The sequence below is a fragment of the Blautia acetigignens genome, from assembly GCF_025566865.1.
Taxonomy (GTDB): domain Bacteria; phylum Bacillota; class Clostridia; order Lachnospirales; family Lachnospiraceae; genus Blautia_A; species Blautia_A acetigignens.
This window is the reverse complement of record NZ_JAOQJM010000010.1, coordinates 71,148-97,962: the sequence shown is the minus strand read 5'-3', so window position 1 is coordinate 97,962 and position 26,815 is coordinate 71,148. Positions and strand designations below refer to the sequence as shown.

Sequence of the window (26,815 nt, the reverse complement as noted above, 5' to 3'; positions counted from 1 at the left end):
AGATGAAGATTTCCATAATATGTTTCACCCTGACCGGGCAGCAGACCGGAGAAAAACTGAAAAAAGCACTGGAAGAACAGGAGCATGCAGTTTCCCTGTATACGAAGAGCAAGTACATTCCGGAGTCCATAAAAGAGAGTACAAAGGAATGGGCAGGAAAGCAGTTTGAGAGTGCGGATGGAATTATTTTCATTGGAGCCACAGGAATTGCAGTGCGCAGTATTGCCCCCTATGTAGCCAGCAAAAAAACGGACCCGGCGGTCCTGGTGACAGACGAATGCGGGAAATTTGTGATTTCCCTGTTATCCGGACATCTTGGAGGTGCTAATGAGCTGGCATTGCAGGCGGCAGAGGCTTTGCATGCAGTTCCTATTGTGACCACTGCCACGGATCTGGAAGGGAAATTTGCCGTAGATGTTTTTGCAAAGAAAAACAACTGCCATATTTTCCGTATGAAAGAAGCCAAAGAAGTGTCAGCAGCTTTGCTTGCAGGGGAGAAAGTAGGATTTTACAGTGAATTTCCCTGGGAAGGCGAATTGCCGGATGGGCTGGTGAATTGCTGCGGACTTAGGGATGAAAACTGGATTTCAGAAAATGAACCCGGAACCAATGTCCAGAATGATAACCAGATAAAATCGGGAAAACAGGAACCAGAGACAAGGAATGAAATTAGTTCTGAAACAGATTTGGCAGCGATGGAAGCAAAGCTAGAATCGGCATCTGATCTGTTTCCTAAGGTAGGAATTGCCGTCACCATACATAAAAACTGTACTCCATTTCTTTCCACTACTCATGTAGTACCCCAGGCCGTGGCTCTGGGAATGGGCTGCCGCAAAAATAAAGAAGCGCAGGCAGTGGAAAAGGCCGCGTTTACCTGCCTTGAGGAAAATCAGATTTATCCCCAGGCCGTGGCCTGTCTTGCCAGTATTGATATCAAAAAAGAAGAACCAGGACTTCTGGCCCTGGCAGAAAAAATGGGAATCCCATTTGAGACTTTTTCTAGTGAAGAGCTTCTTGCTGTGAAGGGGGAATTTACAGCCTCTTCCTTTGTGAGCAGGACGGTAGGCGTTGACAACGTGTGCGAGAGAAGCGCATTAAAGGCGGCGCAGGATAGAATCTGTTTGAATACCGGTAGGATTCCAGAACGAAACCAGACAAAACCAGGTACCAGGCGAGGTGGGGAACATTGCCGCCTGATCCAGAGAAAACAGGCAGCAGACGGCGTGACAGCCGCCCTTGTCCTTGCAGATTGGAGGATACATTTTGAATAAAGAGAAGAAAATTTACGTAGTGGGCATTGGCCCCGGCTCCTATGAGGGAATGACAGGAGCAGCAGTGGCAGCCCTTGAAAAAAGTGATGTGATCGTGGGCTACACCGTATATATTGATCTGGTAAAGGATCATTTTGCGGGCAAATCCTTCCTTACCACTCCTATGAGAAAAGAGGTAGACCGCTGTGTCATGGCCTTTGACGAGGCAATGAATGGACAGACCGTTTCCATGATCTGCAGCGGAGATGCAGGCGTATACGGAATGGCTGGCCTGATGTACGAGGTAGGAGCCAATTATCCGGATGTTGATATCGAGGTAGTAGCAGGCGTTACTGCAGCTACAGGCGGCGCAGCAGTCCTTGGCGCACCTTTGATCCACGATTTCTGCCTGATCAGCTTAAGCGACCTTCTTACCCCATGGGAAAAAATTGAAAAACGCCTTCTTCTGGCATCGGAGGCGGATTTTGTGATCTGCCTTTACAACCCGTCCAGCCATAAGAGACACGACTATCTGAAAAAAGCATGCGAGCTGATGCTGCAGCACAAGTCCCCGGATACTGTATGCGGCATTGTGAAAAATATTGGAAGAGAAGGGGAATCTTCCCAGATCATGACCCTGGACGAACTGAAGGATACTCAGGTAGACATGTTCACTACCGTATTCATCGGCAATTCCCAGACTCGCAACATCAAAGGCAAAATGGTTACTCCAAGAGGATACAGGGATGTCTGAAATCATTGTATTTGCAGGCACAACAGAGGGATGTGATATCAGTAATTTTCTGGCAGAACATCAGATCCATGTGCTTGCATGCGTGGCTACCGACTACGGCAGCAAATCATTAAAAGAGAACGAATATCTGAAAATCCACGCCGGGCGCCTGACAGAGCCGGAAATGGAAGCACTTCTAAATGAGAAAAAGCCGGAAATGGTTCTGGACGCAACCCATCCTTACGCTGCAGAGGTTACGGAAAATATCCGCACAGCCTGCCAGAACACAGGTTTGGAGTACAGGCGTGTGCTGCGGGAGGCTGGAGCCTATCAGGACCAGGCCGTTTATGTGCCGGATACCCAGGCTGCCATTGAATTTTTGGAGGGGACAGAGGGCAATATCCTTCTTACAACCGGAAGCAAGGAGCTGGGAAAATACACCGCACTTTCTGATGCTGGAGAGCGCATTTATGCCCGTGTCCTTTCCCTGCCCTCTGTGATGGAAACCTGCAAAGGCTACGGCTTTGAGGGAAAGCATCTCATCGGCATGCAGGGTCCTTTTTCTATGGAATTAAATGCTGCCATGCTGCGCCAGTTTGACTGCAAATATCTGGTTACAAAGGATACCGGAAAAGCAGGAGGCTTTCAGGAGAAAATTGATGCGGCCCTTTCCTGCGGAACTGTTCCGGTAATTATTGGACGTCCTCTGAAGGAAGAGGGACTTTCTGTGGCAGAGTGCAGGCATATGCTGGCAGAGTATTTCGGATTTACCGTGAAGCCTCATATTACTTTGCTTGGAATCGGCATGGGAAGCCAGGAAACTCTTACTGTTCAGGGAAAAAAAGCGGCGAAAAGCGCGGATCTGATTATTGGCGCAAAGCGGATGGCAGATGCCGTTCGGGAGCCGAGACAGGCAGTGGTATATGAATACCGCAGCGATGTGATCGCGGATTATATACGGAATCATCCGGAATATGAGAAGGTTGTGATCGCTCTTTCCGGTGATGTGGGATTTTACAGCGGAGCCAGGAAGCTGCTGACGGCACTTGGCGGTAGGGAATCTAACGTGGAGGTAATTTGCGGAATTTCTTCTGTAGTATACTTCATGTCCGAGATCGGGCTTTCCTGGGATGACGCGAAGATCACCAGCGCCCACGGTAAACATTGCAATCTGATTTCCATGATCCGCCATAACCAGAAGGTATTTTCCATTCTTGGAACCGGCACTGCAGTGGCAGAGCTGGCAGGGAAGCTTGTGAAGTATCATATGGGCGAGGTTCGTCTCTATGTAGGCGAGAATCTTTCCTATCCCGATGAGAAGATTTTTGTAAAAAAAGCAGAAGAGCTGACAAACTATGAGGGACAGCCTCTTAGCGTTGTCTGTGCTTTTCATGAAAACCCGGAGCCGGCCCTTTCTACTCATGGAATCCCTGACGAGGAATTTATCCGCGGAAAAGCCCCTATGACAAAGGAAGAAGTGCGAAGCGTTTCTCTTTCCAAGCTTCGCCTTACAGAGGATTCCATCTGCTACGATGTTGGCGCGGGAACTGGTTCTGTGTCTGTGGAAATGGCTCTTCGGGCAGACCAGGGACAGGTGTTTGCCATCGAGAAAAAAGAGGAGGCAGCCGCTCTTCTGGAAGAGAACAAACAGAAATTTGCAGTGGACAATCTGGAAATTATAAAGGGAGAGGCACCTCAGGCACTTGAGAATCTGCCTGCGCCTACCCATGCATTTATCGGAGGCTCTTCCGGTAATTTGAAGGAGATCGTAGCACTGCTTCTTGGAAAAAATCCACAGGTGCGGATTGTAATCAACTGTATTACCCTGGAAACTATCAGCGAAGCTTTGGATGTGCTGAAAGAGTACGGTTTCCAGCAGCGCGAGGTAGTGCAGCTTGCTGCTTCCAGATCCAAAGAAATCGGCCGCTACCATCTGATGATGGGAGAGAACCCGATTTATATTATTACCTGTCAGAATCCGAAAATGCGAAAGTAATTTTTTATATGAGAAGTAAGCAGGAGGGCAATGACGTGCTAAAAACAATACCAAGGATTATGCTTGCGGCAGGAGCCAGCGGGAGCGGGAAAACCCTTCTGACCTGCGGACTTCTGCAGGTGCTTGTAAACCGGAGAATCAAAACAGTCTCTTTTAAATGCGGACCGGATTATATTGACCCTATGTTCCACACCCAGGTCATTGGAACCAAATCCCGGAATCTGGATACCTTTTTCACAGGGGAAGAGATCACCAGATCTCTTCTTGCCAAAAACAGTGCAGACTGTGAAATGGCGGTGATGGAAGGGGTTATGGGATTTTACGATGGAGTTGCCGGAACCACCACACAGGCAAGCGCCTATGATCTGGCGCGGGTTACGGATACTCCGGTAATTCTGATCGTAAACAGCAAGGGAATGAGTGTTTCCCTCGCTGCCTACATAAAGGGTTTTATGGAATACAAAAAAGACAGCCGCATAAAGGGTGTGATTTTCAATCAGATGTCCCCTATGCTTTACCCCAGAATGAAAAAGCTGGTGGAAGAGGAACTGGGAATCAAAGCTCTTGGCTATGTGCCAAAAGTAGAGGATTGTGTGATCGAAAGCCGCCATCTTGGCCTGGTGCTGCCGGAGGAAATTCCAGAGTTGAAGCAGCGTCTTCTGAAGCTGGCAGACGTACTGGAGAAAAGTCTGGATATAGAGGCGATTATACAGCTGGCCAAAGAGGCACCGGAGCTTTCTTATGAGCCGTTAGAGGAAGAGAAGACAAGGGCATCGATTATGGCATCAGAGCCAGAAAAATGTACACAGAATTCTGTTGCTCTATCGGCAGCGGAGAACACGAAGCAGTCGTCCCTCTCTTCTGTAAAAGAGGTATTAAAATGGAAAAGTTCGAAAAAGCTTCGAATTGGTCTTGCTAAAGACGAAGCATTCTGTTTTTTCTATGAGGACAACTTAGATTTGCTTCGTGCGATGGGGGCAGAGTTGGTGCCGTTTTCCCCGATACATGATGCTCATCTGCCGGAAAATCTGGACGGACTGCTTCTCTATGGCGGCTATCCGGAGCTGAATACACAGGCGTTAGAAGAAAATAAGTTTATGCGTGAGGAAATCGCTGAAGCCATAAAAGGCGGAATGCCTTGTCTTGCAGAGTGCGGCGGATTCATGTATCTTCACGACCAGATGGAAGGCATGGACGGAAAATTTTACCAGATGACAGGTGTGATTCCCGGCAAAGTCTGGCGCACGCCAAAGCTTACAAGATTTGGCTATATTACTTTAACTCAAAATGAACCGCTTGTTCTGGGGGAGACAGACTTTGGAAGCAGCCCGGCGCACGAATTCCACTATTTTGATTCGGAAAACTGCGGCACCGCCTTTCACGCATCAAAGCCTCACAGCAAAAGAGGCTGGGACTGCATACACGGATCAGACCGCCTGCTGGCAGGTTTTCCTCATCTTTATTACTACGCAAACCCAAAAATCCCACAGGCATTCCTAAAGAAATGCTTAGAGTATCGTTTGTCTGGCAGATCCAATGATTGAAGAATGCAGCAGATGAAAACAGGGAAAGTTCGTGCATAAATGTTTGAACAATTGCAGGACTTACTTTGCAGAAAATATCGCCTGGAACACAGGTGGAATGAAGGAGCAACAAACATGATACGATTATTCACCCTCCCGGCAGGGTTTCTTCTGGATCTGCTTATGGGCGATCCAAGATGGCTGTACCACCCGGTATGCCTCATCGGAAAACTGATCAGCGTACTGGAAAAAGGAATCCGGAAGGTTTTTCCAAAATCAGAAAAAGGAGAGCTGGCAGGCGGTGTTCTGGAAGTCATCCTTGTGTGCCTGATCACATTTCTGGTTCCTTTTGGCATCATCCATCTGCTTTATGGATGGAACTTCTGGGCAGGCTTTGTGCTGGAAACCTTCTGGTGCGGACAGCTGCTTGCAACCAGATCCTTAAAAGATGAGAGCATGAAGGTATACGACCGTCTGAAAAACGGAACCATTGAGGAAGCCCGCTATGCTGTTTCTATGATCGTGGGCCGGGATACCCAGTCCCTTACAGAGGTGGGAGTTACTAAAGCTGCGGTGGAGACCGTTGCGGAAAACTCTTCCGATGGAATCATTGCCCCCATGCTTTATATGGCGATCGGTGGAATCCCTCTTATGTTTCTTTACAAGGGAATCAACACTATGGATTCCATGCTGGGTTACAAAAACGACAAATACCTGTATTTTGGAAGATGCGCCGCAAAGCTGGACGATGTGGCCAACTATATTCCGGCCAGGACTTCCGGCTGGCTTATGGCCCTGTCCACTGTTTTTGTGGGAATGGACACCAAAAATGCAGTGAAAATCTATAGAAGGGATCGCCGGAATCACGCCAGCCCCAACTCTGCCCAGACAGAGGCTGCTATGGCAGGGGCCCTGGATGTGCAGCTTGCGGGAAACGCCTATTATTTCGGCAAATTATATGAAAAACCAACCATAGGAGACCCTATCCGTCCAGTGGAAATCGAGGATATTCTCCGCTCGAACCGACTGCTTTACGCAACCTGTATTGCAGGCGCAATCCTGTTCTGGGGCGTGCGCATGCTGGTATGGCTGTATGCTGGAATATAAAGCAAGGATATCAATATATAAATATGCAGACAAGCAACAAGTCTGCTGTCTAACGGAGAAACAAAAATGGAAAAACACATACATGGCGGTGATGTCTACCATCACCAGGGGTGCATCGACTTCTCAGCAAACTGCAATCCCCTTGGCACCCCGGAGGGAATCAAAAAAGCCATTATAGAAAGCCTGGATCACATCGGTGACTATCCCCAGGTTGGCTGCGCTCCCCTCAAAGAAGCCATTGCAGAATACGAACACACCAAACCGGAGCAGGTAATCTGCGGAAACGGCGCAGCAGAGGTGATCTTTTCCCTTTGCCGGGCGGTAAATCCAAAGAAAGCCCTGGTGCCGGCTCCCACCTTTGCAGAGTATCAGCAGGCGCTGTACAGCGTGGACTGTGAGGTGGAATATTTTCCTCTGGAAAAGGCAAAACAGTTTGCCCTGGATGAAAGCTTTCTCCAGGCGCTGACCCCGGATGTGGACATTATTTTCCTGTGCAATCCCAACAATCCCACAGGCCTTCTGGTAGAAAAGCCTCTTCTGGAAAAAATCCTGGACCGCTGCCAGCAGCTTGGAATTTTTATGGCAGTGGATGAGTGCTTCCTGGATTTTGTGGAAGCGCCGGAGGCATATACTCTGAAGGAACATCTGGAAAGCCATCAGAACCTGTTCCTTTTCAAGGCTTTTACCAAGCGCTACGCCATGGCGGGAGTAAGACTTGGTTACGGGCTTTGCGGGAATCGTGCCCTTCTGGAAAAAATGGAAAGCATGAGCCAGCCATGGAATGTCTCTTCTATAGCACAGGCAGCCGGCCTGGCAGCTTTGAAGGAAAAAGAATATGTGGAAGAAGGAAGACGGATCACCTTTGAGGAGCTTGCCTACCTGAAAAAGGAGCTGACGGAGCTTGGCTATCCGGTTTATCTATCACAGGCGAACTACGTTTTCTTTGAAGGCCCGGAAAATCTCTATGACCAGCTGGAACAGAAGAAGATCCTCATTCGGGACTGCAGCAACTACACCGGACTTTCCAAAGGGTATTACCGGGTGGCAGTGAAGAATCACCAGGACAACCAGCAGCTGATCCGGGCGTTGAGAGAATTACAGAAATGATTTTTTTACATGATTTAGATGAAGTATAACTTACATATTCAGGGGGAGGAACACATTTTGGCAAAAGCAATTATGGTGCAGGGTACCATGTCCAATGCAGGAAAAAGCCTTCTGGCAGCAGGGCTTTGCAGAATTTTCAAGCAGGATGGATATCGGGTGGCACCCTTTAAATCCCAGAACATGGCACTGAATTCCTTTATCACAAAAGAAGGGCTGGAAATGGGACGGGCCCAGGTGATGCAGGCGGAAGCCGCAGGAATTGCCCCATCCGTTCTGATGAATCCCATTCTTTTGAAGCCCACCAACGATGTGGGTTCCCAGGTGATCGTAAACGGCGAGGTCCTGGGAAACATGAGCGCCAGAGACTATTTCAAATACAAAAAGAAACTGGTGCCAGACATTATGAAGGCGTACAATGCCCTTGCAACAGAAAATGATATTATTGTTATAGAAGGAGCAGGAAGCCCTGCGGAAATCAACCTGAAAAGTGATGATATCGTAAACATGGGAATGGCGAAAATGGCCAAGGCTCCAGTGCTGCTGGTAGGCGACATTGACAGAGGCGGTGTTTTTGCCCAGCTGATCGGAACAGTTATGCTGCTGGAAGAAGATGAGAAAAAGATGGTAAAAGGCCTGATCATCAACAAATTCCGCGGAGACAAAACCATTCTGGATCCCGGCGTGGATATGCTGGAGGAAAGAAGCGGCATTCCGGTGGTTGGGGTGGCACCTTATCTGAACATTCAGGTGGAGGATGAGGACAGCCTGACAGAGCGTTTTGAGACCAAACGCTCTGTGGATCTGATTGACATTGCGGTAATCCGTGTGCCAAGAATTTCCAACTTCACGGATTTCAATCCTCTGGAGAGCATTCCGGGCGTTTCCCTTCGCTATGTGAAAAATCCTTCTGAGCTTGGCAATCCGGACATGATCATTTTGCCCGGAACCAAAAACACTATGGAAGACCTTCTGTGGATGCGGGAAAACGGGCTGGAAGCGCTGATCCTGAAAGAAGCCGCAAGAGGCAAGCTGATTTTCGGAATCTGCGGCGGCTATCAGATGATGGGAGAGAGCTTAAGCGATCCTCATGGGGTGGAAGCCGGCGGTACCATAAAAGGAATGGGACTTCTTCCAATGGACACTGTTTTTGCTGAAAAGAAAACAAGGACCCGGGTGGAGGGTACCTTCGGAGAATTGGATGGAGCTTTTGCAAAGCTTAGCGGCACTGCGCTGGAGGGCTATGAGATCCACATGGGCGAGACCGTTCTGAAAGGAGCGGCGAAGCCATCCACTGCCATCTGTGACAGCGTGACAGGGGAGCAAAAAGCCGACGGAGCCCATCTTGACAATGTGTGCGGAACCTACGTCCACGGTGTTTTTGACAAGGAAGCTGTGGCAGAGGCAATCGTTCACATCATCGGGGAAAAGAAAGGACTGGATGTATCCGAAATGACCGGAATGGATTTCCAGGCGTTTAAGGAAACCCAGTATGATATTCTGGCGGCAGAGCTTCGGAAGCATTTGGATATGAAGAAAATTTATCAGATTTTGGAAGAGGGGGTATAAAAATGAAGGTAGAACTTGAAAATGTAAAGCCAATGGACATAGAGAAAAGAAGCTTTGAGATTATCACAGAGGAGCTTGGAGATACCCCTCTGATTCCGGGAACGGAGCTGGTGGTAAAGCGCTGTATCCACACAAGCGCGGATTTTGATTATGCGAAGAACCTCTGCTTTTCTGAAAATGCAGTGGAGAAAGCAATCCAGGCAATCAAGGACGGCGCCTGCATTGTAACGGATACCCAGATGGCAAAAGCGGGAATCAATAAGCGTGCTCTTGCCAGATACGGCGGCGAGGTTTATTGTTTTATGTCCGATGAAGATGTGGCAAAAATCGCAAAGGAAAATGGTTCCACCCGTGCCACAGCCAGCATGGATAAAGCGGCAGGGCTGAATAAGAAGCTAATCTTTGCCATCGGAAATGCGCCTACTGCACTGGTTCGGCTTTATGAGTTGATAGAGGACGGAAAGCTGAATCCGGAGCTGATCATCGGCGTGCCAGTAGGCTTTGTGAATGTGGTACAGTCCAAGGAGCTGATCATGCATACGGATGTGCCTTATATTGTAGCAAGAGGACGCAAAGGCGGATCCAACATTGCGGCATGTATCTGCAATGCGCTGCTGTATATGATCGATAATAATCGGAGGTAATTGAGCTTAGAGCGTATGATTTGTTAAGGACAGCCTGTCAGATCATACGCTGTTTATATAAAGTGAATTTCAGGCAGTGACAATCGATTTCAGTAATTCACATGCGGGAACGAAATCCTGTACTGCCATAGAAGAGCAGGACATCAGAACCGTTACCTCTGATTCGGTTTCTTTTAGAATCTGCAGACGCAGGCCTTTCACACGGGCCTGCTTTTTTAATTCTTCCCCGTTTTTTTCGCAGGGCAGGGTAAGAGCAAGACTGGTTCCGGCAGAGCCCGCCTGGATCTGACAGACTGAGCCGAACACCTGCCGGATCGCGCTTCGAAGCTGCTTTAATTTGGAAGCGTAAAGCCGTTTCAGCCTTCTGGTCTGGGCTGCAAGATGGCCGTCCCGGATAAACTGGCACAAAGCGATCTGCTCTGCCTTGGAAGCGGTCTGATTATAAAAGGAGGCTTTTTTTCGGTAGGCGGCAAGAAGCTCTGGCGGCAAAATCATAAAGCTGATTCGGATGGAGGGCAGCAGAAGCCTGGAAAAAGAGCCAATATAAACCACGCCTTGCCCTCCGGAAAGTCCGAACAGGGAAGGAGTAGGCTTCTGAAAATACACGAACTCATTTTCAAAATCATCCTCAATTACAAGATGATGCCGCTCATCTGCATATTTCAAAAGCTCCAGACGGCGTTTTACCGGCATGATCTCGCCCCACTTGGTCATATGCGCCGGGGAAACATAAACCACATCGCAGTCTTTATTCCGATAGTGGATTTCATAGCCGTAATCCGCAAAAACAGTACTTCCATGGACAAAAGAAGGTGTGGGAAAGGATACCTGTTCGAAATTCGGATATACTTCCCGGATCAGCGGGCACAGAATCTGCAGAAGACTCTGGAAGCTGGCACCTACCACAATGTCATCCGGGGAACACAGAATGTTCCGGCGCTCCCGGATATAAGCAGCCAGCGCTTCCCGGAAATCCGTCTCCCCCTGGGGCTCTCCGTAAGTGAGCATGCGCTCATCCTGGCGAAGGGCGCTTTTCATATAACGGCTCCACAGATCGAAGCGGAAGCTTTCCCGGTCAACGCCGGAGGAGGCAAGGTCATAGCGGTAGTGGATTTCATCCCGTCTGTCCGGCTGACTGCTCATATGGTGGTGAGATGCGATCTCCGTTACGTAGTAGCCGCTCTGGGCCTTTGCCATAATATAGCCGTCTGCGGCAAGCTGCAGATAGGCGGTCTCAATGGTGGTGCGGGAAAGCTTCAGCTCCTGGGAGCATTTGCGAAGAGAAGGCATTTTGCTGCCCGGAGCCATTTTCCTATCCAGAATCAGCTTTTTGTAATATTCATAAACCTCCATGTAAAGATGTGTGGTGCGATTCTGGTCTTTTGCAATGTCTAACATAAAACTGTCCCCTCGAAAAAAGTTTAATTTGGATATTTCTGTACATACACTTAAGTGTTATTCTACAATATAAACATAAAATTTACAAGATGTTAGAATCTGCTGCTCATGATCAAGGGGATAGCAGCTAACATCTTTGCAGGAGTGATAGATTTGAAGAAAATAGCAGTGATTCAGGATTTGTCCGGGCTTGGGAAATGTTCTCTGACAGCCGCCATTCCCGTAATCTCGGTAATGGGCGTGCAGGCAGTCCCTCTTCCCACGGCAGTTCTCAGCAACCAGACTGGTTACCCGTCCTACTATGCCTGTGACTATACCGATCATATGGAAAAAGTCATGGATGAATGGGAGAAGCTTGGGTTTGCCCCAGACGGGATTTATACCGGATTTCTGGCAGACGAGAAACAGGCAGACAAGATCCTGGACTTTTTCAGAAGATTTCGAAGCCCGGAGACCATGGTGCTGGTGGACCCGGTAATGGGAGACAACGGCAGCGCTTATGGAATTTACACAGAAGGGCTTCGGGAAAAAATGCTTCAGTTGGTAAGCTGTGCCCAGGTGATCACGCCAAACCTTACGGAAGCGTTGCTTTTGCTGGACGGAAAGTCAGAGATGGAAAAAAGATATGCATCCCTGATGGCCCTGGCAGGGGAGAAACGCCTGGAGCAGATTGGGAAAATCGGGGAAGAGCTGGCGGAGCGCTTTCATCTGCAGGCAGCAGTAATTACCGGGATTGAATATGAAAAAGAAACCCAGGCAGTGAAGGCAGGTACAGAGGAAGTGCAAACCCAGATGGGAAATCTGGTAGTGGAAAATGGTGTGCTCTCCTGGTATTTTGCCAGGAAAGAGGGCAGCAGCTATTCCGGAACCGGAGATTTGTTCGCTTCCATTTTAAGTGCAGGCCTGGTGCGGGGAATGTCCATGATGGACTGCGTGAAACTGGCAGTGGATTTTCTCTCCAAAGCAATTTCAGAAACCGTAAAAGAGGGAACCGACCGGAACGATGGGGTTTGCTTTGAGAAATATCTTGGGGAATTGTGTAAAAAGAAATAGAAAGGTGTGTATATCATGGCTGATATTGTATATTGTTATAATGATGAGGTGTATTTTAATCTGACGAATAAATGTCCCTGCAACTGTACTTTCTGTATCCGAAATAACGGGGATTCTGTGGGAGAGGCAAAGACGTTATGGTTTGACAAAGAGCCAACTATGGAGGAAATTTACAAGGCAATCGATGCATTTGATTTCTCAGGATATAAAGAAGCTGTCTTCTGCGGCTACGGAGAACCAACCATGGCACTGGACAAGCTGATTGCAGTCAGCGAGTACATGCGAAGAAAATATCCGGCACATCTTGACCGGGACGGGAATCCCTGTGCAGGAATCAAGCTTCGCCTGAATACAAACGGCCTTGGTGACCTGATCAATAAGCGCTCCATTGCAAAAGAAGTCTGTTCCGCAGTAGATGTAGTTTCCATCAGCCTGAACATGCCCGATGCCAAATCCTACAATGAAGTAGTCCGCCCGGCATACGGGGAGAAAGCCTTTGATGCAATGCTGAAATTTGCCGCAGACTGCAAGAAGTATACGGAAAATGTGAAATTTACAGTAGTAGACTGCATTGGCGAAGAGAACATCGAGAAAAGCCGCAAAGTGGCAGAAAAGATGGGAATCCCGCTGCGGGTAAGAGAGTACACGGCGGAATAATTTCAATTTGCCACAAAAAGTACCATAGGCCTTTTGGGGCATATTTTAGAGTGATGCGGCTCATAGAGAACATGGTTGTTTATGACAAACTCTCCGCCTTTTTACAATGACGGAGAGTTTGTTATATTGATAAATTGCATATATCTTTGGAAAATCTGCATGATCTGCTTTGTGGTATATATTGTCTGAACTCGACCTGTGCAGTTTACTACAGTGCTTTCATTCGGGAAAAAGTTTTTGCAGATCAATATTTGTGTTCAATTAACTGAAACAGTATTTCCCGAAATTGGGGTACGCAGGCCAGAATGTCCGCATTGGCAAGATAAGGCAGCTTCTCATTTTTCCAGTCAGAGATGGTGCCGCCTGCTTCTTTTAGAATGACCGTAGCCCCGCTGTAATCCCATGGCTTTAAATTCTGCTCCAGAAAGGCGTGCTGTCTGCCGCAAGCCACATAGCAGAGGTCAAGAGCAGCAGATCCGGTTCTCCTGAAATCCGCGCAGTTCATAAATACATTATAAAATACCGGGAACAGATCCTTCGCCCGGTTTTTTTCATAAGGGGAAGATCCAAAGGAAACCACCGCATCTTTAAATTCCGGCTGGTCCGAAACGTGGATCGGCACTCCATTTAAAAATGCCCCTTCTCCCTTTGCCCCGCAGAAAAGTTCTTCTGTAAACGGATTGTAAACAACTCCGAAGGTAATTTCCCCCTTTTCATAAAGTCCCAGGGACACTGCGCTGAGATGATAGTCCCGTATCAGGTTGGTAGTTCCGTCAATGGGATCCAGAATCCAGTAGGATTTCGCCGGGTCCAGACCAAGGTTTTCCTTTTCCTCGGCAATTAACGCAATATCCGGAAACTCTTTGGCAAGGGCGTCCTTCAGGAAATTCTGAACTGCCACATCTACATTTGTCACATAATCCGCAGCCCCTTTTTCCGTCACCTTCTCATGGGTCATTTCCTGAAAAATCAGGGGTTTGGTCTGCTTTACAAGTTCTATTATTTTGTTCTGATTTTCTGTCATAAGTCTGTACACCTCCAGATAGAATTTACCATAAATGTTCTCGCCGGGCAACCAGTACAGCGAAAATTAAGTTTCTGCGTCAATATAGCGGTTACTTAATATTCGCTGTACTTGGGCTTATAAAAAATTTTCTTTACTCAGCATACAGGGTAAGTTATAATAAAATTTGTCTGAAAATATCGAATTTCAGGAATACGCGGAGGCATTTAATCGTTACGAAATGGGCATGGCGCCTGTAAGCGGCAGGACCATGTATGAAAATGATGGGAATTATGGAGGAAATGAAAATGGGCGAAACAGCCAAAAAAGCAATTCTCGCAGTGAGCTTCGGAACCAGCCACAGCGATACCCGAAAAGTAACAATCGATGCCATTGAGGAAGACTTGAAAGCAGCATTTGCGGACTGCAGTCTTTACCGGGCATGGACCAGCAAAATGATTCTTGCCAGACTGGAAAAAAGAGACGGCATTCATTATGACAATGTAAAAGAAGCCATGGAACATATGTTAAAGGACGGCATCACAGATGTAATCGTTCAGCCAACCCACGTAATGAACGGTGTGGAAAATGACCTTATGAAAGAGGACGTCCTTACATATGCAGGTCAGTTCCAGTCCGTGACCTTTGGCACCCCTCTTCTGACTACTGAAGAGGACAATGAACTTGTAGTAAAAGCAATTGCAGAGGCATTCCCGGCAATTGAGGATAAAGAAACTGCACTGGTGCTTATGGGTCATGGAACCGAGCACTACGCCAACGCAGTTTATGCAGCCCTTGACTACAGATTTAAGGACATGGGACATGAAAATGTGATCGTGGGAACTGTAGAAGGCTACCCGGAAATTTCCCAGGTATTAAAGCAGTTAGAAAAATGCGGACCCAAAAAAGTGGTAATTGCCCCTCTTATGATTGTTGCAGGAGACCATGCCAAGAACGACATGGCCGGCGATGAGCCAGATTCCTGGAAAACCATCATCAGCCAGAAAGGTTATGAAGTACAAACCGTCCTCAAAGGCCTGGGCGAATACGAAAGCATCCGCCATATTTTCGTGGAGCACGCAAAAGCTGCGAAATAAATCTAAAATCCTTCAGGGATAAGCAGACGCAGAAGATCGCGTAGTGCGGGCTATGCTATTTTCTGCAATAAGAAGAAAATAAATGAGACTGGATGCTGCTCCATAAGATGCGGTATCCAGTCTTTTTGGCAGAAGTTAATCGTATCGGCAAAAATAAAATAATTGAAATATGTATATTTATTGTCGATAATTCGAATCAAGAATTTGCGCAGTAGGTTGTTGCACAAATTACATCAAAATTGAATTGAAATAAAAGCGGTATAGTAGAGGAAGATAATACGTAAGATAATACGCAAGATGATGGAACGGTTGGGAGTAAAAGCGAAAGAAGGATTCTGAAGAAATTACCTTTAACGAGACCGTTTGTTTCTTGAAAAATAGAACAATATATGATAAATTATAAATGTGACGTAAAAATAGTCACATTTATAAAAAGGTGATTGATATGAAAAAATTTCTGGAAGAATCATTACGGCAAAATGTAATAATGATGGAGAATAAAGAGTTATATAAAAAGCTCCCATTAGTATATCGTGGAAGATATGATATTTTTAAAGTAGAGACGAATGGTGTATTGTGGATGGCTCTTCATCCAAAAGATGACGTTGGACTTGTCCTGCTGCGAAGAGACAGAGCTAGTGTAGAAAAAATCACAGGGTTAAACTGTGCAATATTTCTTGACCGAACGACATTCTATATAAAAGAAAAGCTGATGGAAGAAGGAATTCCGTTTGTAATAGATGGGAAGCAGGTATTTCTCCCGTTTATTGGATATTTGTTGAGTAAGGCAAATGAAAGAGAGCTGGCACCAGTTCATTTGATATCATTTCTGACGCAAAAAATGCTTCTGACAGCTATTTATGAACGCTGGAATGGAGTGAAAGTATCTGATGCAGCGAAAAGATTGGGAGTGTCAACAAAATCTGCAAGCCGATGTTTTGATGAGTTGGAATATTTAAATGTTGGCGTGTTAGGTATGAAAAGTAAATCAAGAGTCATCGAGATTCCAGATGACCGAAAAGAATTATGGCTGCAGATTGAACATATATTAAGAGATCCAGTCATTCGAAGATTTATTCTGAGAGAAGATATGAAACTTGAAAAGAAAGCAGGTATTTCTGCTTTGTGTGAGTATTCTCTTTTGTCCGATAATGTTTATCCTACCTATGCAGTAACGAAGAAAGAACTGAAAGCCAGTGGAGTGAAAATGGAAAAACAAGCAGGTAAACTGGAAGAAATTGGCTGTGTCGTTTTGGAATTGGGATATTTTATTGATTTTTGTGGAAAAGGATTGCAGGATCCTTTGAGTGTAGCATTGTCACAGACGGGAGAGGAACAAGAAGAGGAACGGGTTGATCTTTCTATTAATAAGATGTTGGAGGAATATGTATGGTCAAAGGATTAGACACATTTCGGAAGTACTTTGTAGATTATGAAGAACAGTATGTCTTAATAGGTGGCGCTGCCTGTGATATTCTAATGGACTCTCTGTCCTAAGAACAGAATATATAATTCTTTTTAAAGCAAAAGCGTATCTTGATTTGAAAATGCGAAAAGATTTAGGTGAAAAAGTTGATTCCAGTGATATTAAGAAGCATAAAAAAGATGTTTTGCGCATTGCTTCAGAACTTATGCTTGAAAAAGTGGAAGAGTTGCCAATAGCGGTAAATACTGATATACATAGTTTGATTAACTTATTGGAGCAAGAACCATTTGATCAGAATTCTTTGAAAAGATATATGCTGAAAAATGAGGATGTTGTGGAATTGTTAAAAAGAGTATTCGGATAGAACCTGTGACGTTGAGGATATTCTGTAACTTATATCAGTGGATAATATGGTTATATACATCGAGAATATTTTTAGTATATAGGTTTAAACACAATAATTTTACACACGAAATCTAATTAGATGTGCGTAAAAAATCAAATGCTATGGCAAAGGCTTTAAAACAGTTGATTAGTCAGCAAGTCTATCACTTATAAAGTTGTAAACTGGTGTATTAAATTTGAAAAATTATGAATTTCATTTGTTAAGCAGATTGAATTTTTTTATAAAATCCGTATAATAGAGGAAGATAATACGTAAGATAATACGTAAGATAATACTCAAGATGATGGAGGTGTTTACATGGGAGAATACAAACCGCCTTTTACTATAACGAATAAAATATTATCGTATGTATCGTCGATTTCAGAAAAAATAGGGCGGATAACTGCAACCGGAAATCTGGAAGCAAAACCGCATTTGAGAAGAAACAATAAAATCAGATCCATTCATTCCTCGCTGAAAATTGAAGCGAACTCACTAACTTTGGGACAGGTTCGAGATGTTATTAATGGTAAGGCTGTGTTAGGCGCACAAAAAGAAATTCAGGAAGTAAAGAATGCCTATGTGGCCTATGAACATTTATGATACATCGAGTGATAAATTTCAGAATTATTATAAAGATGTGTCACTTCGCATGAAGAATAAAGAATTGGATATTCTGATTGTAGTAAATATGTTTCTCACAGGTTTCGATGCCACAACTATGAATACGCTGTGGGTGGATAAGAACTTGAAAATGCATGGACTGATACAGGCGTTTTCCCGTACTAACCGTATTTTGAATTCTATCAAGACCTTTGGAAATATTGTGTGTTTCCGAAGTTTGCAAAAGCGTGTAGATAGTGCCATTTCTCTGTTTGGAGACAAGAATGCCGGAGGTATTGTTCTGCTGCAGAGTTTTAAGGATTATTATTACGGTTACGAATCTGTAGACGGGAAACCAATGCCAGGATATGTGGATATGATGAGAGACTTAAAAAATAAGTTTCCATTGTCAGAATCACAAATTATCGGAGAACAGAATCAGAAAGACTTTATTGCTTTGTTCGGTGCGATTCTTCGTATGAGGAACCTTCTGCTTTCCTTTGATGAGTTCAAGGGAAATGAGCAGATTTCCGAGCGTGATCTACAGGATTACCTTGGACGTTATCAGGATTTACGTGATGAGTGGAAGCGTAAGCGTCAGAAAAGTACAGATATTACAGATGATGTGGTATTTGAGATTGAACTGATTCGTCAGATAGAAATTAACATCGATTATATTCTCATGCTTGTAAAAAAGTACCATGATACCCATTGTGAAGATAAGGAAGTGCTGATAAACATCAATAAGGCAATTGAGGCCAGCCCGGAACTGCGCAGCAAGAAAAAGCTCATTGAAAATTTTATTGCAGGAATTAATGACGTAGATGATGTTCTGAATGAGTGGCACGAGTTTGTAGTAGAACAGCGTGATCAGGACCTTAATGCAATCATTACAGAAGAAAGGCTGAAGCCGGAAGACACACGGAAGTTTATGGAGAATGCGTTCCGTGACGGAGAAATCAAAACAGCTGGAACAGATATCGATAAACTCATGCCGCCGCTTTCCCGTTTTGGCGGTGGCGGAAGAGCCAAGAAGAAACAAGGCGTCATTGACAAGCTGAAAAATTTCTTTGAAAAGTATTTCGGTATCGGTGGTTCATCTAACTTTACTGAGCCAGAGCATAAGCCGGTGACATATAACTTGAGCGGTCAGGAAACGCTGTCGATGGCAGCAGAACCAAAAACACCATACGGAAAACAGCCATAACATATTGTCAATAAAACCGGGAACTCTTTTTCCCGGTTTTATTTGACAATATCGGGCTGAATTAGTAAAATAGGCAATGGACGTCAGCGCAGGCCCGTTTTTATTCATTCTGCTCTGACGAAGCAATCGAAAGTTTTTCAGAAGGAGAAATTACATAAGATGAGTATTTCCATGATTGGAATCGACCATAGTATGGCTCCCGTAGATATACGAGCCTTATTTGCATTTACAAAGAAAAATGCAGGGGAGGCCATGGAAAAAATAAAGGAACAGCCGGGAATCTACGGCTGTATCATATTGTCCACCTGCAACCGCCTGGAAGTATGGGCAAGCGTAGACGAGGAAGCGGAAATTTCCCTGTATGAGGAATTGTGCCGACTGAAAAATGTCCACAACGACGAATACCGGAAATATTTCACCAAACGGGAAGGCCACGATGCCGTAGAACATCTTTTCTACCTTTCATCCGGCCTGAAATCCCAGATTCTGGGAGAAGACCAGATCCTCACCCAGGTAAAAGATGCCCTTGGAATCGCAAGAGAACACTTCACCACAGACGGTGCCCTGGAAGTTCTTTTCCGCATGGCTGTGACCGCAGGCAAGAAGATCAAGACAGAGGTCCCTTTTTCCCACGGCAACCCTTCCGTCATCCACCAGGCCATCCAGATGCTGGAAAAACAGGGCTACTCTGTTGCCGGTAAAGTCTGTATGGTAATCGGAAACGGGGAAATGGGAAAAGTAGCCGCTCAGGCTTTAGAGGAAGCTGGCGCAGACGTAACCGTCACCGTAAGACAGTACCGAAGCGGCGTGGTAAACATCCCCTTTGGCTGCAAGCGAATCAACTACGGGGAAAGAATGGAGTACCTTCCCAAGTGCGACCTGGTGGTAAGCGCAACCGCAAGCCCCAACTTCACCCTCCGGGAAGAACTGTTTGAGGATCTGGAGCTTGAGAAAAACATCATTCTCATTGACCTTGCCGTGCCAAGAGACATTGAGCCGGAAGTAGGCCGATTCGAGGGCGTCACTTTATTTGACATGGACAGCTTCCGCATGGACGAAACTCCCGCAGAGCTTCAGGAAAACTTAGAAGCCGCAGGAAAGATCGTCAGAGAGCAGATGGACGAATTTTTCAAATGGCTGGATGGAAAGGAACTGATCCCGAGAATCCAGGAAATCAAAGAAAATGCAGTCAACGATTTTAACCTGCGCATTATGAAGCCTCTGAAAAACAGCCCTCTGGAAGAAGAGGACAAAGAGAAGTTGATGAGCGCAGTAGACAAAGCAATGGAGAAGGTAGTAAACAAAATGCTGTTTGGCCTAAGAGACAGCATGAATGAGAAGGCATTTCTGGAATGTGTAGCCGGACTGGAGAAAACATATGAAAAATAAGCGCTATTTTCCACTGTATGTGGATCTGTCAGATAAAAATGTGGTTGTTGTGGGTGGGGGAACCATTGCAACCAGAAGAGTAAAGGCACTGCTGCTTTTTACAAGGAACATCACTGTGATCGCGCCGAAAATGACGGCAGATCTGTGGGAGCTTGGCAAGCTTGGCAAGATCCAGATCCAGCCCCGCCCTGTGAAAAAATCCGATTTTTCCATGGCGTATATGGTGCTGGCTGTAACCAACAACAGGGAATTAAATGAAGAAATTTATCATGCCTGCAAAGAAGAGGGAATCTACGTAAATGTAGCCAGCGACAAAGACCTGTGCGACTTTTATTTTCCCGGGATCTGCCTGAAGGATGATGTGGTGGTGGGAATTACCGCCAGCGGCATGAACCACAAAAAAGCCAGAGCCGTGCGCGAAAAAGTGCAGGCCCTTCTGGAAGAAATTGCAAAAGACGAGGAGAGTTATGAGTAATAAAATTGTGATCGGCAGCAGGGAAAGCAAGCTTGCCGTACTTCAAAGCCAGATGGTACAGGACTTCATTGTACAGAATCATCCGGACATGGAAGTGGATATCCTTACCATGAAAACCACCGGAGACAAGATTCTGGACCGTACCCTGGACAAAATCGGAGGCAAAGGCCTTTTTGTAAAAGAACTGGACCGGGCCCTTCTGGAGGGAAGAAGCCAGCTGTCTGTACATAGCCTGAAGGACATGCCCATGGAAGAATCCGAAGAGCTTCCCATCCTGGCATTTTCCAAGAGAGAGGATGTAAGAGACGTGCTGGTGTTTCCAAAAGGCTGTGAAGAACTGGATGCCTCAAAACCAATCGGCTGCTCCAGCCTGCGAAGAAAGCTGCAGCTGCAGGAAATTTTCCCAGATGTAAAAGTAAAAAGCATCCGCGGAAACCTTCAGACAAGACTGGAGAAATTAGACTCCGGAGAGTATTCTGCCCTTGTTCTTGCGGCAGCAGGACTGAAGCGCCTTGGCCTGGAAAAAAGAATCAGCCGCTATTTTGACACAGAGGAGATCCTCCCGGCAGCAGGCCAGGGAATCCTTGCGGTACAGGGCAAAAAAGGACTGGACTATGAGTATCTGAAGGGCTACGATGACCCGGAGGCACATAGTGTTGCCCTTGCGGAACGTGCATTTGTAAGATATTTAAACGGCGGGTGTACCTCCCCTGTGGCAGCTTACGGCCAGATTCAGGAGGGACAGTTAAAGCTGTGCGGCCTTTACTATGAAGAAGAGACCGGACATTATCTCAAAGGAAGCAAAACAGGAGCCGTATCAGAGGCCGAAGCGCTTGGAATCGCCCTTGCAAAGGAGCTGAAGGAGCGCTGCCGGAAGGAATATAAAGTGGCAAAACAGGAAGAAAGAAAAGAGATGGGAAAAGTCTGGCTGGTTGGTGCAGGCCCTGGAGATGCAGGTCTTTTCACCTTAAAAGGCGCAGACGTGCTGGAAAAAGCAGACGTAGTGGTATACGACAGCCTTGTAGGCCAGGGAATCCTCACCAGGATCCCGCCGGATGCAAGACTGATCAACGTTGGAAAACGTGCCGGACATCACATGATGCCCCAGAATATGATCAATCAGGTGCTTGCAGACGAGGCGAAAAAAGGAAACCGGGTAGTGCGCCTCAAAGGCGGCGATCCTTTCTTATTTGGAAGAGGCGGCGAGGAACTGGAGCTTCTTACGAAAGAAGGGGTTCCCTATGAAGTGGTACCGGGAGTGACCTCCCCTATTTCCGTGCCTGCCTACAACGGAATTCCGGTAACCCACAGGGATTTTTGTTCCTCTGTGCACATCATTACCGGACACAAGCGCCAGGGAATGGAATATGACATTGATTTCAAAGCGCTGGTTCACACAAAAGGAACCCTTGTTTTCCTCATGGGCTTAACGGCCATGGAAGACATCTGCAAAGGCCTGATGGAGGCTGGAATGGATCCGGATATGCCGGCAGCTGTATTATCCAAGGGAACCACAGCAGGACAGAGAAGAGTGATCGCCACCATTTCCACTTTGAAAAAAGAATCCGACAGACAGAAGATCAAGACTCCGGCCATTATTGTGGTAGGCAAAGTCTGTACCCTTTCTGAAGATTTTGCATGGTACGAGAAGCTGCCGTTGGCGGGATGGAAGATTCTTGTCACAAGACCGAGGGAAAATATTTCCAGAACAGCGGCAAAGCTTCGGGAAAAAGGCGCTGAGGTACTGGAGCTTCCGTCCATCAGCATCAGCCCCCTTGAGGATCAGAGCAGGCTTCAGGAAGCGTTTGCAAAGCTTAACACCTATGACTGGCTGGTATTTACAAGTCCCGCAGGCGTGGAAGTATTCTGGCGGGAACTGGGCAAAAAGAAAGTGGACATCCGCTGCCTTGGCAGCGTCAAAATCGCAGCCATCGGCGAGGGCACCAAAAAGAAGCTTCTGGAAAGAGGCATCTACGCAGATTTCGTGCCATCTGTTTATGACGGCGACACCCTGGGCAAAGAGCTTGCCAGCCTTTTGACAGGAAAAGAAAAGATCCTGATTCCAAGAGCTATGCTTGGAAACAAGACTCTGGTAGAAGAACTGGAAAAAACAGGCGCTTCAGTTGAAGATGTGCCTACCTATGAAACCGATTACCAGAACTGCCCGCTGATCGACGAGAAAAAGGAATTCGAAGAGGGCAGCATTGATATGGTCGTATTCACAAGCGCTTCCACTGTGAAAGGCTTTGTGAAGAGTACAAACGGACTGGACTATTCTAGGGTGCGTGCTGCCTGCATTGGCAAACAGACCAAAGCCGCAGCAGATGCTTACGGAATGCAGACCTATATGTCAGAGAAAGCCACCATCGACAGCCTGATCGAGCTGGTTGAAACATTAAAGAGGAGTGAAGAAAAATGGAACTGATCAAAAGACCAAGAAGATTAAGAGGCGGGGAGACCCTGCGAAAAATGGTAAGGGAAACCAGAATGGACAAATCCTCCCTGATCTATCCTTTATTTGTTATGGAAGGAACCGGGATCCAGGAAGAAATCCCGTCCATGGAAGGCCAGTACCGCTACAGCCTGGACCGTCTGCCTTATAAGTTAGAGCAGCTGGAAAAAGCAGGAGTAAGCAGCATCATGCTTTTTGGAATTCCGGATCATAAGGATGAGATCGGAAGCGGTGCCTATGCCCAGGACGGCATTGTGCAGAAAGCCCTTCGTTCTGCCAAGGAAAGATTTCCGGAAATGTATTATGTAACAGATGTCTGCATGTGCGAGTATACTTCTCACGGACACTGCGGCGTGCTTTGCGGTCATGATGTGGACAATGACAAGACCCTTGAGCTTCTTGCAAAAACAGCCCTGTCCCACGCACAGGCAGGATCCGATATGATCGCGCCTTCTGATATGATGGACGGCCGTGTGGCAGCAATCCGTAAGGAACTGGATCAGGGCGGATTTTCCAATATCCCGATCATGTCCTATGCGGTGAAATATGCTTCTGCTTTCTACGGCCCGTTCCGTGATGCGGCAGGAAGTGCCCCGGCCTTTGGCGATCGCAAGAGCTACCAGATGGATTTCCACAACAGAAGAGAGGGGATGAAAGAGGCTCTTATGGATATTGAGGAGGGCGCAGACATTATTATGGTGAAGCCGGCAATGTCCTATCTGGATATGGTATCTGAGATTTCCAAGGCTGTGAATGTTCCGGTAGCTGCATACAGCGTAAGCGGCGAGTACGCCATGGTAAAAGCAGCAGCCAAAATGGGCTGGATCGATGAAGAGCGCATTATCGGGGAAATGGCAGTTGGCGCATACCGTGCCGGTGCCCAGATCTATATCACCTATTTTGCAGAGGAAATCGCAAAAATGATGGACGAAGGGAGAATCGGCTGATGACAAAGTCTGAGAAGCTTTTTGAAAGAGCAGTAAAAAGGATTCCAGGAGGCGTAAACAGCCCGGTGCGTGCCTACGGATCCATCGGAGAGGCACCAAGATTTATTGACAGGGCAGACGGCTGCTACATTTACGATGTGGACGGCAACCGCTATATTGACTACATTGATTCCTGGGGACCGATGATCCTTGGCCATAATTTCCCGGCCATCCGGGAAAGTGTGTTAAAGGCATGTGAGAACGGCTTAAGCTTTGGCTGTGCCACTGAGATTGAGGTGGAGATGGCAGAGTTTATCTGCGAGAGGATCCCTCATGTGGACATGATCCGTATGGTCAATTCCGGAACAGAGGCCGTTATGAGTGCTATCCGTGTTGCCAGAGGCTTTACCGGGAAAAATAAGATCATCAAATTCGCAGGCTGCTATCACGGACACAGCGATGCCATGCTGGTAAGTGCTGGCTCCGGTGTCATGACAAGCGGCGTGCCGGACAGCGCAGGCGTGCCAAAGGGATGCACAGAGGATACCATGCTGGCAGTTTACAATGACATTGGCAGCGTGAAGGCTCTTTTTGAACAGGCAGACGGCCAGGTGGCAGCTGTGATCGTGGAGGCAGTTGGAGCCAACATGGGTGTGGTTCCTCCATGCGAGGGCTTCCTTGAGGGGCTTCGGGCTCTTTGTGATCAGTATCATGCACTTCTTATTTTCGATGAGGTTATCACAGGATTTCGTCTGGCATTTGGGGGCGCAGCCCAGTATTTTGGCGTAACTCCGGACCTTGTGACCTACGGTAAGATCATCGGCGCAGGAATGCCTGTGGGCGCTTACGGCGGAAGAAGAGACGTGATGGAGCTGGTTTCCCCGGCAGGAAAGGTTTACCAGGCAGGAACCTTAAGCGGAAACCCGGTTGCCATGGCAGCAGGTCTGATCCAGCTGAAATATTTATACGATCATCAGGAAATTTATAAAGAACTGGAAGCCAAGGGCCAGATGCTTTACGGCGGCATGGAAAAAATTGCCCGGGAAAAGGGCCTGAAGGTACAGATGAACCACATCAGCTCCCTGGGAAGTCTGTTCTTTACCGGGCAGCCTGTAGTGGACTATGTTTCCGCCAAAACCTCTGATACCAAGGCCTTTGCAGAGTATTTTAAGAAAATGCTGAAAATGGGAATCCACATGGCACCTTCCCAGTTTGAGGCAATGTTCTTATCTGCTGCCCACACAGATGAAATTATTATGGAAACTCTGGATGCAGTAAAGCTTGTTCTTTGAAACCGGGTGTGGTATAATTCAGTTACAAATTACATAAAAGAAACCAAACCAGTTACTGGGAATGTACTGAACAGTAACCAGGACCGCTGCAGATTGAGAACGGAAAAGCAGCGAAAGCAAATGGTTTCCAGAAATGAGACTGTAGGAGGCTAGACAAATGGGGAAGAAATATGTGGCTTATGTAGGTACCTATACTCACGGAACCAGCAAAGGAATCCAGGTTTATGACGTGAACCTGGAAGAAGGTACTCTCACAGAGAGAAGCGAAGTGGAAGTAAGCAATGCATCTTATACCGCAGTGTCCAAGAATGGCAAGTATCTGTATTCCATCGAGGACGAAGGAGTTGCGGTTTTCAAGCGTGATCACAACGGTGATCTGTCCCGTATCAACAGCGTTGATATCGACGGCATGCGCGGATGCTTCCTGGCAACAGACGTAGACGGCAAATATCTTTACGTTGCAGGCTATCATGATGGCAAGGTGACAGTTGTGCATACACATAAGGATGGACGTCTTGGAAGCGTTATGGACGGCGTGTTCCATACAGGACTTGGAAGCGTGGCAGAGCGCAACTTCCGCCCTCATGTAAACTGCGTGCGTCCCACACCGGACAATAAGTATCTCTGTGCAGTAGACAATGGAATCGACCAGGTAAAGGTGTACCGCATCAATAAGCGCACAGACAAGCTTGAGCTTGTAGATATTGTCCGCTGCCCGAGAGAGAGCGGCCCGCGTATTATCCGCTTCAGCGCAGACGGACGTTTTGCATACATTCTTTTTGAGCTGAGCAATGAGATCAAGGTGTACAGCTATGACGGAAGCGGAGATGCTCCGGAGTTTGAACTGCTTCAGAGCGTATCCACTCTGGCGAAGAAGGAGACTGGTGTTTCCCACAATGCAGCTTCCGGACTTGCGCTTGCACCGGACGGCAAGCACCTGTTCTGCACAACAGCAGGTGAGAATACCGTTGCCATGTTTGAGGTAGATGGGGAGACCGGACTTCTGGAGCGCAAATTTGTGCTTCCGGTTAGCGGTGATTACCCGAAGGACCTGGTAATCTTCCCGGATAACCAGCACATTGCCGTTGCCAACCATTCCAGCAACAGCGTAACCACCTTCAAGGTAGACTACGAGAAGAACATCATTATGATGAAAGGCAAGCCCCGTAAGATCGAGACTCCGAACTGCATCAACATCTGGCCGGTTCCGGATGGAGAGGACATTGAGGATTTGGAGGCCTGATGTTTTCGTGAAAAAGCGATTATAAAAAACAAGGACAGTTATCTGAAAGTAAAAGCAGATAGCTGTCCTTGTTTTTGCAAGTGCAGAAATTTAGAACTAAGTAGTTTGTAAAAGAAAACTCCCTCCGAATCCGGGAGGGAGCTTTAGAGCGTGTTTGAAAAATCATTCCCGCAATCTGTACGCCCCACTTTGCGGGAGATTTTGCCCGAATTCAGTTGCCGTAGCCCGCTACGGCGCCTTCATGCGGACAAAATCTCCCACAAATTGTGACGCACATCTTGCA

The 26,815-nt window shown here is 46.8% G+C and carries 23 protein-coding genes and 2 pseudogenes; 22 read left to right on the top strand and 3 right to left on the bottom strand.

The window, feature by feature from the left end:
- The first annotated feature begins 2 nt into the window (after positions 1-2).
- From OCV70_RS12685 to OCV70_RS12650, 8 genes are all read left to right on the top strand, one after another.
- The gene (locus tag OCV70_RS12685; protein ID WP_173766322.1) at positions 3-1,271 is read left to right on the top strand and encodes a cobalt-precorrin 5A hydrolase; all 1,269 of its coding nucleotides are present in this window, start codon (positions 3-5) and stop codon (positions 1,269-1,271) included.
- Positions 1,264-2,004 (top strand): precorrin-3B C(17)-methyltransferase, encoded by a 741-nt coding sequence (gene cobJ, locus OCV70_RS12680; RefSeq protein WP_021926019.1) that lies wholly within the window; start codon positions 1,264-1,266, stop codon positions 2,002-2,004. The genes OCV70_RS12685 and cobJ overlap by 8 nt, the downstream gene beginning before the upstream one ends.
- Positions 1,997-3,979 (top strand): precorrin-6A reductase, encoded by a 1,983-nt coding sequence (gene cobK / locus OCV70_RS12675; protein WP_173766320.1) that lies wholly within the window; start codon positions 1,997-1,999, stop codon positions 3,977-3,979. The genes cobJ and cobK overlap by 8 nt, the downstream gene beginning before the upstream one ends.
- A gap of 8 nt (positions 3,980-3,987) precedes the next feature.
- A complete protein-coding gene (locus OCV70_RS12670; RefSeq protein WP_416795314.1) occupies positions 3,988-5,523 on the top strand; it encodes a cobyrinate a,c-diamide synthase in 1,536 nt (511 codons plus the stop codon).
- Between the two features lie 114 nt (positions 5,524-5,637).
- Positions 5,638-6,609 carry an adenosylcobinamide-phosphate synthase CbiB gene (gene cbiB / locus OCV70_RS12665; protein WP_173766318.1) on the top strand — a complete coding sequence of 324 codons (972 nt, stop codon included), beginning with the start codon at positions 5,638-5,640 and terminating at the stop codon, positions 6,607-6,609.
- A gap of 66 nt (positions 6,610-6,675) precedes the next feature.
- Positions 6,676-7,716 (top strand): pyridoxal phosphate-dependent aminotransferase, encoded by a 1,041-nt coding sequence (locus OCV70_RS12660; protein ID WP_173766316.1) that lies wholly within the window; start codon positions 6,676-6,678, stop codon positions 7,714-7,716.
- A gap of 57 nt (positions 7,717-7,773) precedes the next feature.
- Positions 7,774-9,282, top strand: a complete 1,509-nt coding sequence (locus OCV70_RS12655) for a cobyric acid synthase (RefSeq protein ID WP_173766313.1) — start codon at positions 7,774-7,776, stop codon at positions 9,280-9,282.
- Between the two features lie 2 nt (positions 9,283-9,284).
- Positions 9,285-9,926 (top strand): precorrin-8X methylmutase, encoded by a 642-nt coding sequence (locus OCV70_RS12650; RefSeq protein WP_173766311.1) that lies wholly within the window; start codon positions 9,285-9,287, stop codon positions 9,924-9,926.
- A 69-nt stretch (positions 9,927-9,995) separates the two neighbouring features.
- Here OCV70_RS12650 and pdxR read toward each other — a convergent pair whose 3' ends face one another.
- Entirely contained in the window at positions 9,996-11,324 is a 1,329-nt protein-coding gene (pdxR, locus tag OCV70_RS12645) for a MocR-like pyridoxine biosynthesis transcription factor PdxR (RefSeq protein ID WP_262579733.1), read from the bottom strand.
- Positions 11,325-11,477: 153 nt separating this feature from the next.
- Between pdxR and OCV70_RS12640 the strand changes: the two genes are divergently transcribed.
- Both OCV70_RS12640 and OCV70_RS12635 read left to right on the top strand, forming a co-directional pair.
- Complete coding sequence (locus tag OCV70_RS12640) at positions 11,478-12,377, top strand: pyridoxamine kinase (RefSeq protein WP_243176790.1); 900 nt, start codon at positions 11,478-11,480, stop codon at positions 12,375-12,377.
- 15 nt (positions 12,378-12,392) lie between these two features.
- The gene (locus OCV70_RS12635) at positions 12,393-13,034 is read left to right on the top strand and encodes a TIGR04100 family radical SAM protein (protein WP_262579732.1); all 642 of its coding nucleotides are present in this window, start codon (positions 12,393-12,395) and stop codon (positions 13,032-13,034) included.
- Positions 13,035-13,278: 244 nt separating this feature from the next.
- On the opposite strand, the gene OCV70_RS12630 is transcribed toward OCV70_RS12635, so the two are convergent.
- Positions 13,279-14,058, bottom strand: a complete 780-nt coding sequence (locus OCV70_RS12630) for an inositol monophosphatase family protein (RefSeq protein WP_173766305.1) — start codon at positions 14,056-14,058, stop codon at positions 13,279-13,281.
- A 287-nt stretch (positions 14,059-14,345) separates the two neighbouring features.
- Between OCV70_RS12630 and OCV70_RS12625 the strand changes: the two genes are divergently transcribed.
- The 12 genes and pseudogenes from OCV70_RS12625 to OCV70_RS12570 all read left to right on the top strand — a co-directional run bounded on the left by OCV70_RS12625 (position 14,346) and on the right by OCV70_RS12570 (position 26,532).
- A complete protein-coding gene (locus tag OCV70_RS12625) occupies positions 14,346-15,134 on the top strand; it encodes a sirohydrochlorin cobaltochelatase (protein ID WP_173766349.1) in 789 nt (262 codons plus the stop codon).
- Between the two features lie 445 nt (positions 15,135-15,579).
- Positions 15,580-16,539, top strand: coding sequence for a hypothetical protein (locus OCV70_RS12620; protein WP_173766303.1), 960 nt, complete (start codon positions 15,580-15,582; stop codon positions 16,537-16,539).
- 142 nt (positions 16,540-16,681) lie between these two features.
- Positions 16,682-16,924, top strand: a complete 243-nt coding sequence (locus OCV70_RS12615; RefSeq protein WP_021926033.1) for a hypothetical protein — start codon at positions 16,682-16,684, stop codon at positions 16,922-16,924.
- 339 nt (positions 16,925-17,263) lie between these two features.
- A complete protein-coding gene (locus OCV70_RS12610; RefSeq protein WP_021926034.1) occupies positions 17,264-17,548 on the top strand; it encodes a Fic family protein in 285 nt (94 codons plus the stop codon).
- Positions 17,526-18,755 carry a type I restriction endonuclease subunit R, EcoR124 family gene (locus tag OCV70_RS12605; RefSeq protein WP_117853924.1) on the top strand — a complete coding sequence of 410 codons (1,230 nt, stop codon included), beginning with the start codon at positions 17,526-17,528 and terminating at the stop codon, positions 18,753-18,755. The genes OCV70_RS12610 and OCV70_RS12605 overlap by 23 nt, the downstream gene beginning before the upstream one ends.
- Before the next feature lie 159 nt (positions 18,756-18,914).
- Complete coding sequence (hemA, locus tag OCV70_RS12600) at positions 18,915-20,144, top strand: glutamyl-tRNA reductase (RefSeq protein ID WP_021926036.1); 1,230 nt, start codon at positions 18,915-18,917, stop codon at positions 20,142-20,144.
- Positions 20,134-20,619, top strand: coding sequence for a precorrin-2 dehydrogenase/sirohydrochlorin ferrochelatase family protein (locus OCV70_RS12595; RefSeq protein ID WP_021926037.1), 486 nt, complete (start codon positions 20,134-20,136; stop codon positions 20,617-20,619). Before hemA ends, OCV70_RS12595 begins: the two co-directional genes overlap by 11 nt.
- Positions 20,612-21,475: pseudogene (gene hemC, locus OCV70_RS19835) on the top strand (hydroxymethylbilane synthase); the annotation flags it as partial. The gene OCV70_RS12595 and the pseudogene hemC, both read left to right, overlap by 8 nt.
- Positions 21,476-21,532: 57 nt before the next feature.
- Positions 21,533-23,044 carry a uroporphyrinogen-III C-methyltransferase gene (gene cobA, locus OCV70_RS19830; protein ID WP_243000295.1) on the top strand — a complete coding sequence of 504 codons (1,512 nt, stop codon included), beginning with the start codon at positions 21,533-21,535 and terminating at the stop codon, positions 23,042-23,044.
- On the top strand, positions 23,035-24,018 hold the full coding sequence (gene hemB, locus OCV70_RS12580; protein WP_021926039.1) for a porphobilinogen synthase: 984 nt from the start codon (positions 23,035-23,037) through the stop codon (positions 24,016-24,018). The genes cobA and hemB overlap by 10 nt, the downstream gene beginning before the upstream one ends.
- On the top strand, positions 24,018-25,289 hold the full coding sequence (gene hemL, locus OCV70_RS12575) for a glutamate-1-semialdehyde 2,1-aminomutase (protein WP_021926040.1): 1,272 nt from the start codon (positions 24,018-24,020) through the stop codon (positions 25,287-25,289). The genes hemB and hemL overlap by 1 nt, the downstream gene beginning before the upstream one ends.
- A gap of 157 nt (positions 25,290-25,446) precedes the next feature.
- Positions 25,447-26,532 carry a lactonase family protein gene (locus OCV70_RS12570; protein ID WP_021926041.1) on the top strand — a complete coding sequence of 362 codons (1,086 nt, stop codon included), beginning with the start codon at positions 25,447-25,449 and terminating at the stop codon, positions 26,530-26,532.
- Between the two features lie 19 nt (positions 26,533-26,551).
- On the opposite strand, the pseudogene OCV70_RS19825 reads toward OCV70_RS12570, so the two are convergent.
- Positions 26,552-26,809: pseudogene (locus OCV70_RS19825) on the bottom strand (DUF6783 domain-containing protein).
- Between the last annotated feature and the right edge of the window lie 6 nt (positions 26,810-26,815).

Bases quoted from the DNA above. Each gene is read 5' to 3' on its own strand.
- OCV70_RS12685 (WP_173766322.1), top strand. From the start codon at position 3: ATGAAGATTTCCATAATATGTTTCACCCTGACCGGGCAGCAGACCGGA.
- cobK (WP_173766320.1), top strand. From the start codon at position 1,997: ATGTCTGAAATCATTGTATTTGCAGGCACAACAGAGGGATGTGATATC.
- OCV70_RS12670 (WP_416795314.1), top strand. From the start codon at position 3,988: ATGAGAAGTAAGCAGGAGGGCAATGACGTGCTAAAAACAATACCAAGG.
- cbiB (WP_173766318.1), top strand. From the start codon at position 5,638: ATGATACGATTATTCACCCTCCCGGCAGGGTTTCTTCTGGATCTGCTT.
- OCV70_RS12660 (WP_173766316.1), top strand. From the start codon at position 6,676: ATGGAAAAACACATACATGGCGGTGATGTCTACCATCACCAGGGGTGC.
- OCV70_RS12650 (WP_173766311.1), top strand. From the start codon at position 9,285: ATGAAGGTAGAACTTGAAAATGTAAAGCCAATGGACATAGAGAAAAGA.
- pdxR (WP_262579733.1), bottom strand. From the start codon at position 11,324: ATGTTAGACATTGCAAAAGACCAGAATCGCACCACACATCTTTACATG.
- OCV70_RS12635 (WP_262579732.1), top strand. From the start codon at position 12,393: ATGGCTGATATTGTATATTGTTATAATGATGAGGTGTATTTTAATCTG.
- OCV70_RS12630 (WP_173766305.1), bottom strand. From the start codon at position 14,058: ATGACAGAAAATCAGAACAAAATAATAGAACTTGTAAAGCAGACCAAA.
- OCV70_RS12625 (WP_173766349.1), top strand. From the start codon at position 14,346: ATGGGCGAAACAGCCAAAAAAGCAATTCTCGCAGTGAGCTTCGGAACC.
- OCV70_RS12620 (WP_173766303.1), top strand. From the start codon at position 15,580: ATGAAAAAATTTCTGGAAGAATCATTACGGCAAAATGTAATAATGATG.
- OCV70_RS12615 (WP_021926033.1), top strand. From the start codon at position 16,682: ATGCGAAAAGATTTAGGTGAAAAAGTTGATTCCAGTGATATTAAGAAG.
- OCV70_RS12610 (WP_021926034.1), top strand. From the start codon at position 17,264: ATGGGAGAATACAAACCGCCTTTTACTATAACGAATAAAATATTATCG.
- OCV70_RS12605 (WP_117853924.1), top strand. From the start codon at position 17,526: ATGTGGCCTATGAACATTTATGATACATCGAGTGATAAATTTCAGAAT.
- hemA (WP_021926036.1), top strand. From the start codon at position 18,915: ATGAGTATTTCCATGATTGGAATCGACCATAGTATGGCTCCCGTAGAT.
- OCV70_RS12595 (WP_021926037.1), top strand. From the start codon at position 20,134: ATGAAAAATAAGCGCTATTTTCCACTGTATGTGGATCTGTCAGATAAA.
- cobA (WP_243000295.1), top strand. From the start codon at position 21,533: ATGGGAAAAGTCTGGCTGGTTGGTGCAGGCCCTGGAGATGCAGGTCTT.
- hemB (WP_021926039.1), top strand. From the start codon at position 23,035: ATGGAACTGATCAAAAGACCAAGAAGATTAAGAGGCGGGGAGACCCTG.
- hemL (WP_021926040.1), top strand. From the start codon at position 24,018: ATGACAAAGTCTGAGAAGCTTTTTGAAAGAGCAGTAAAAAGGATTCCA.
- OCV70_RS12570 (WP_021926041.1), top strand. From the start codon at position 25,447: ATGGGGAAGAAATATGTGGCTTATGTAGGTACCTATACTCACGGAACC.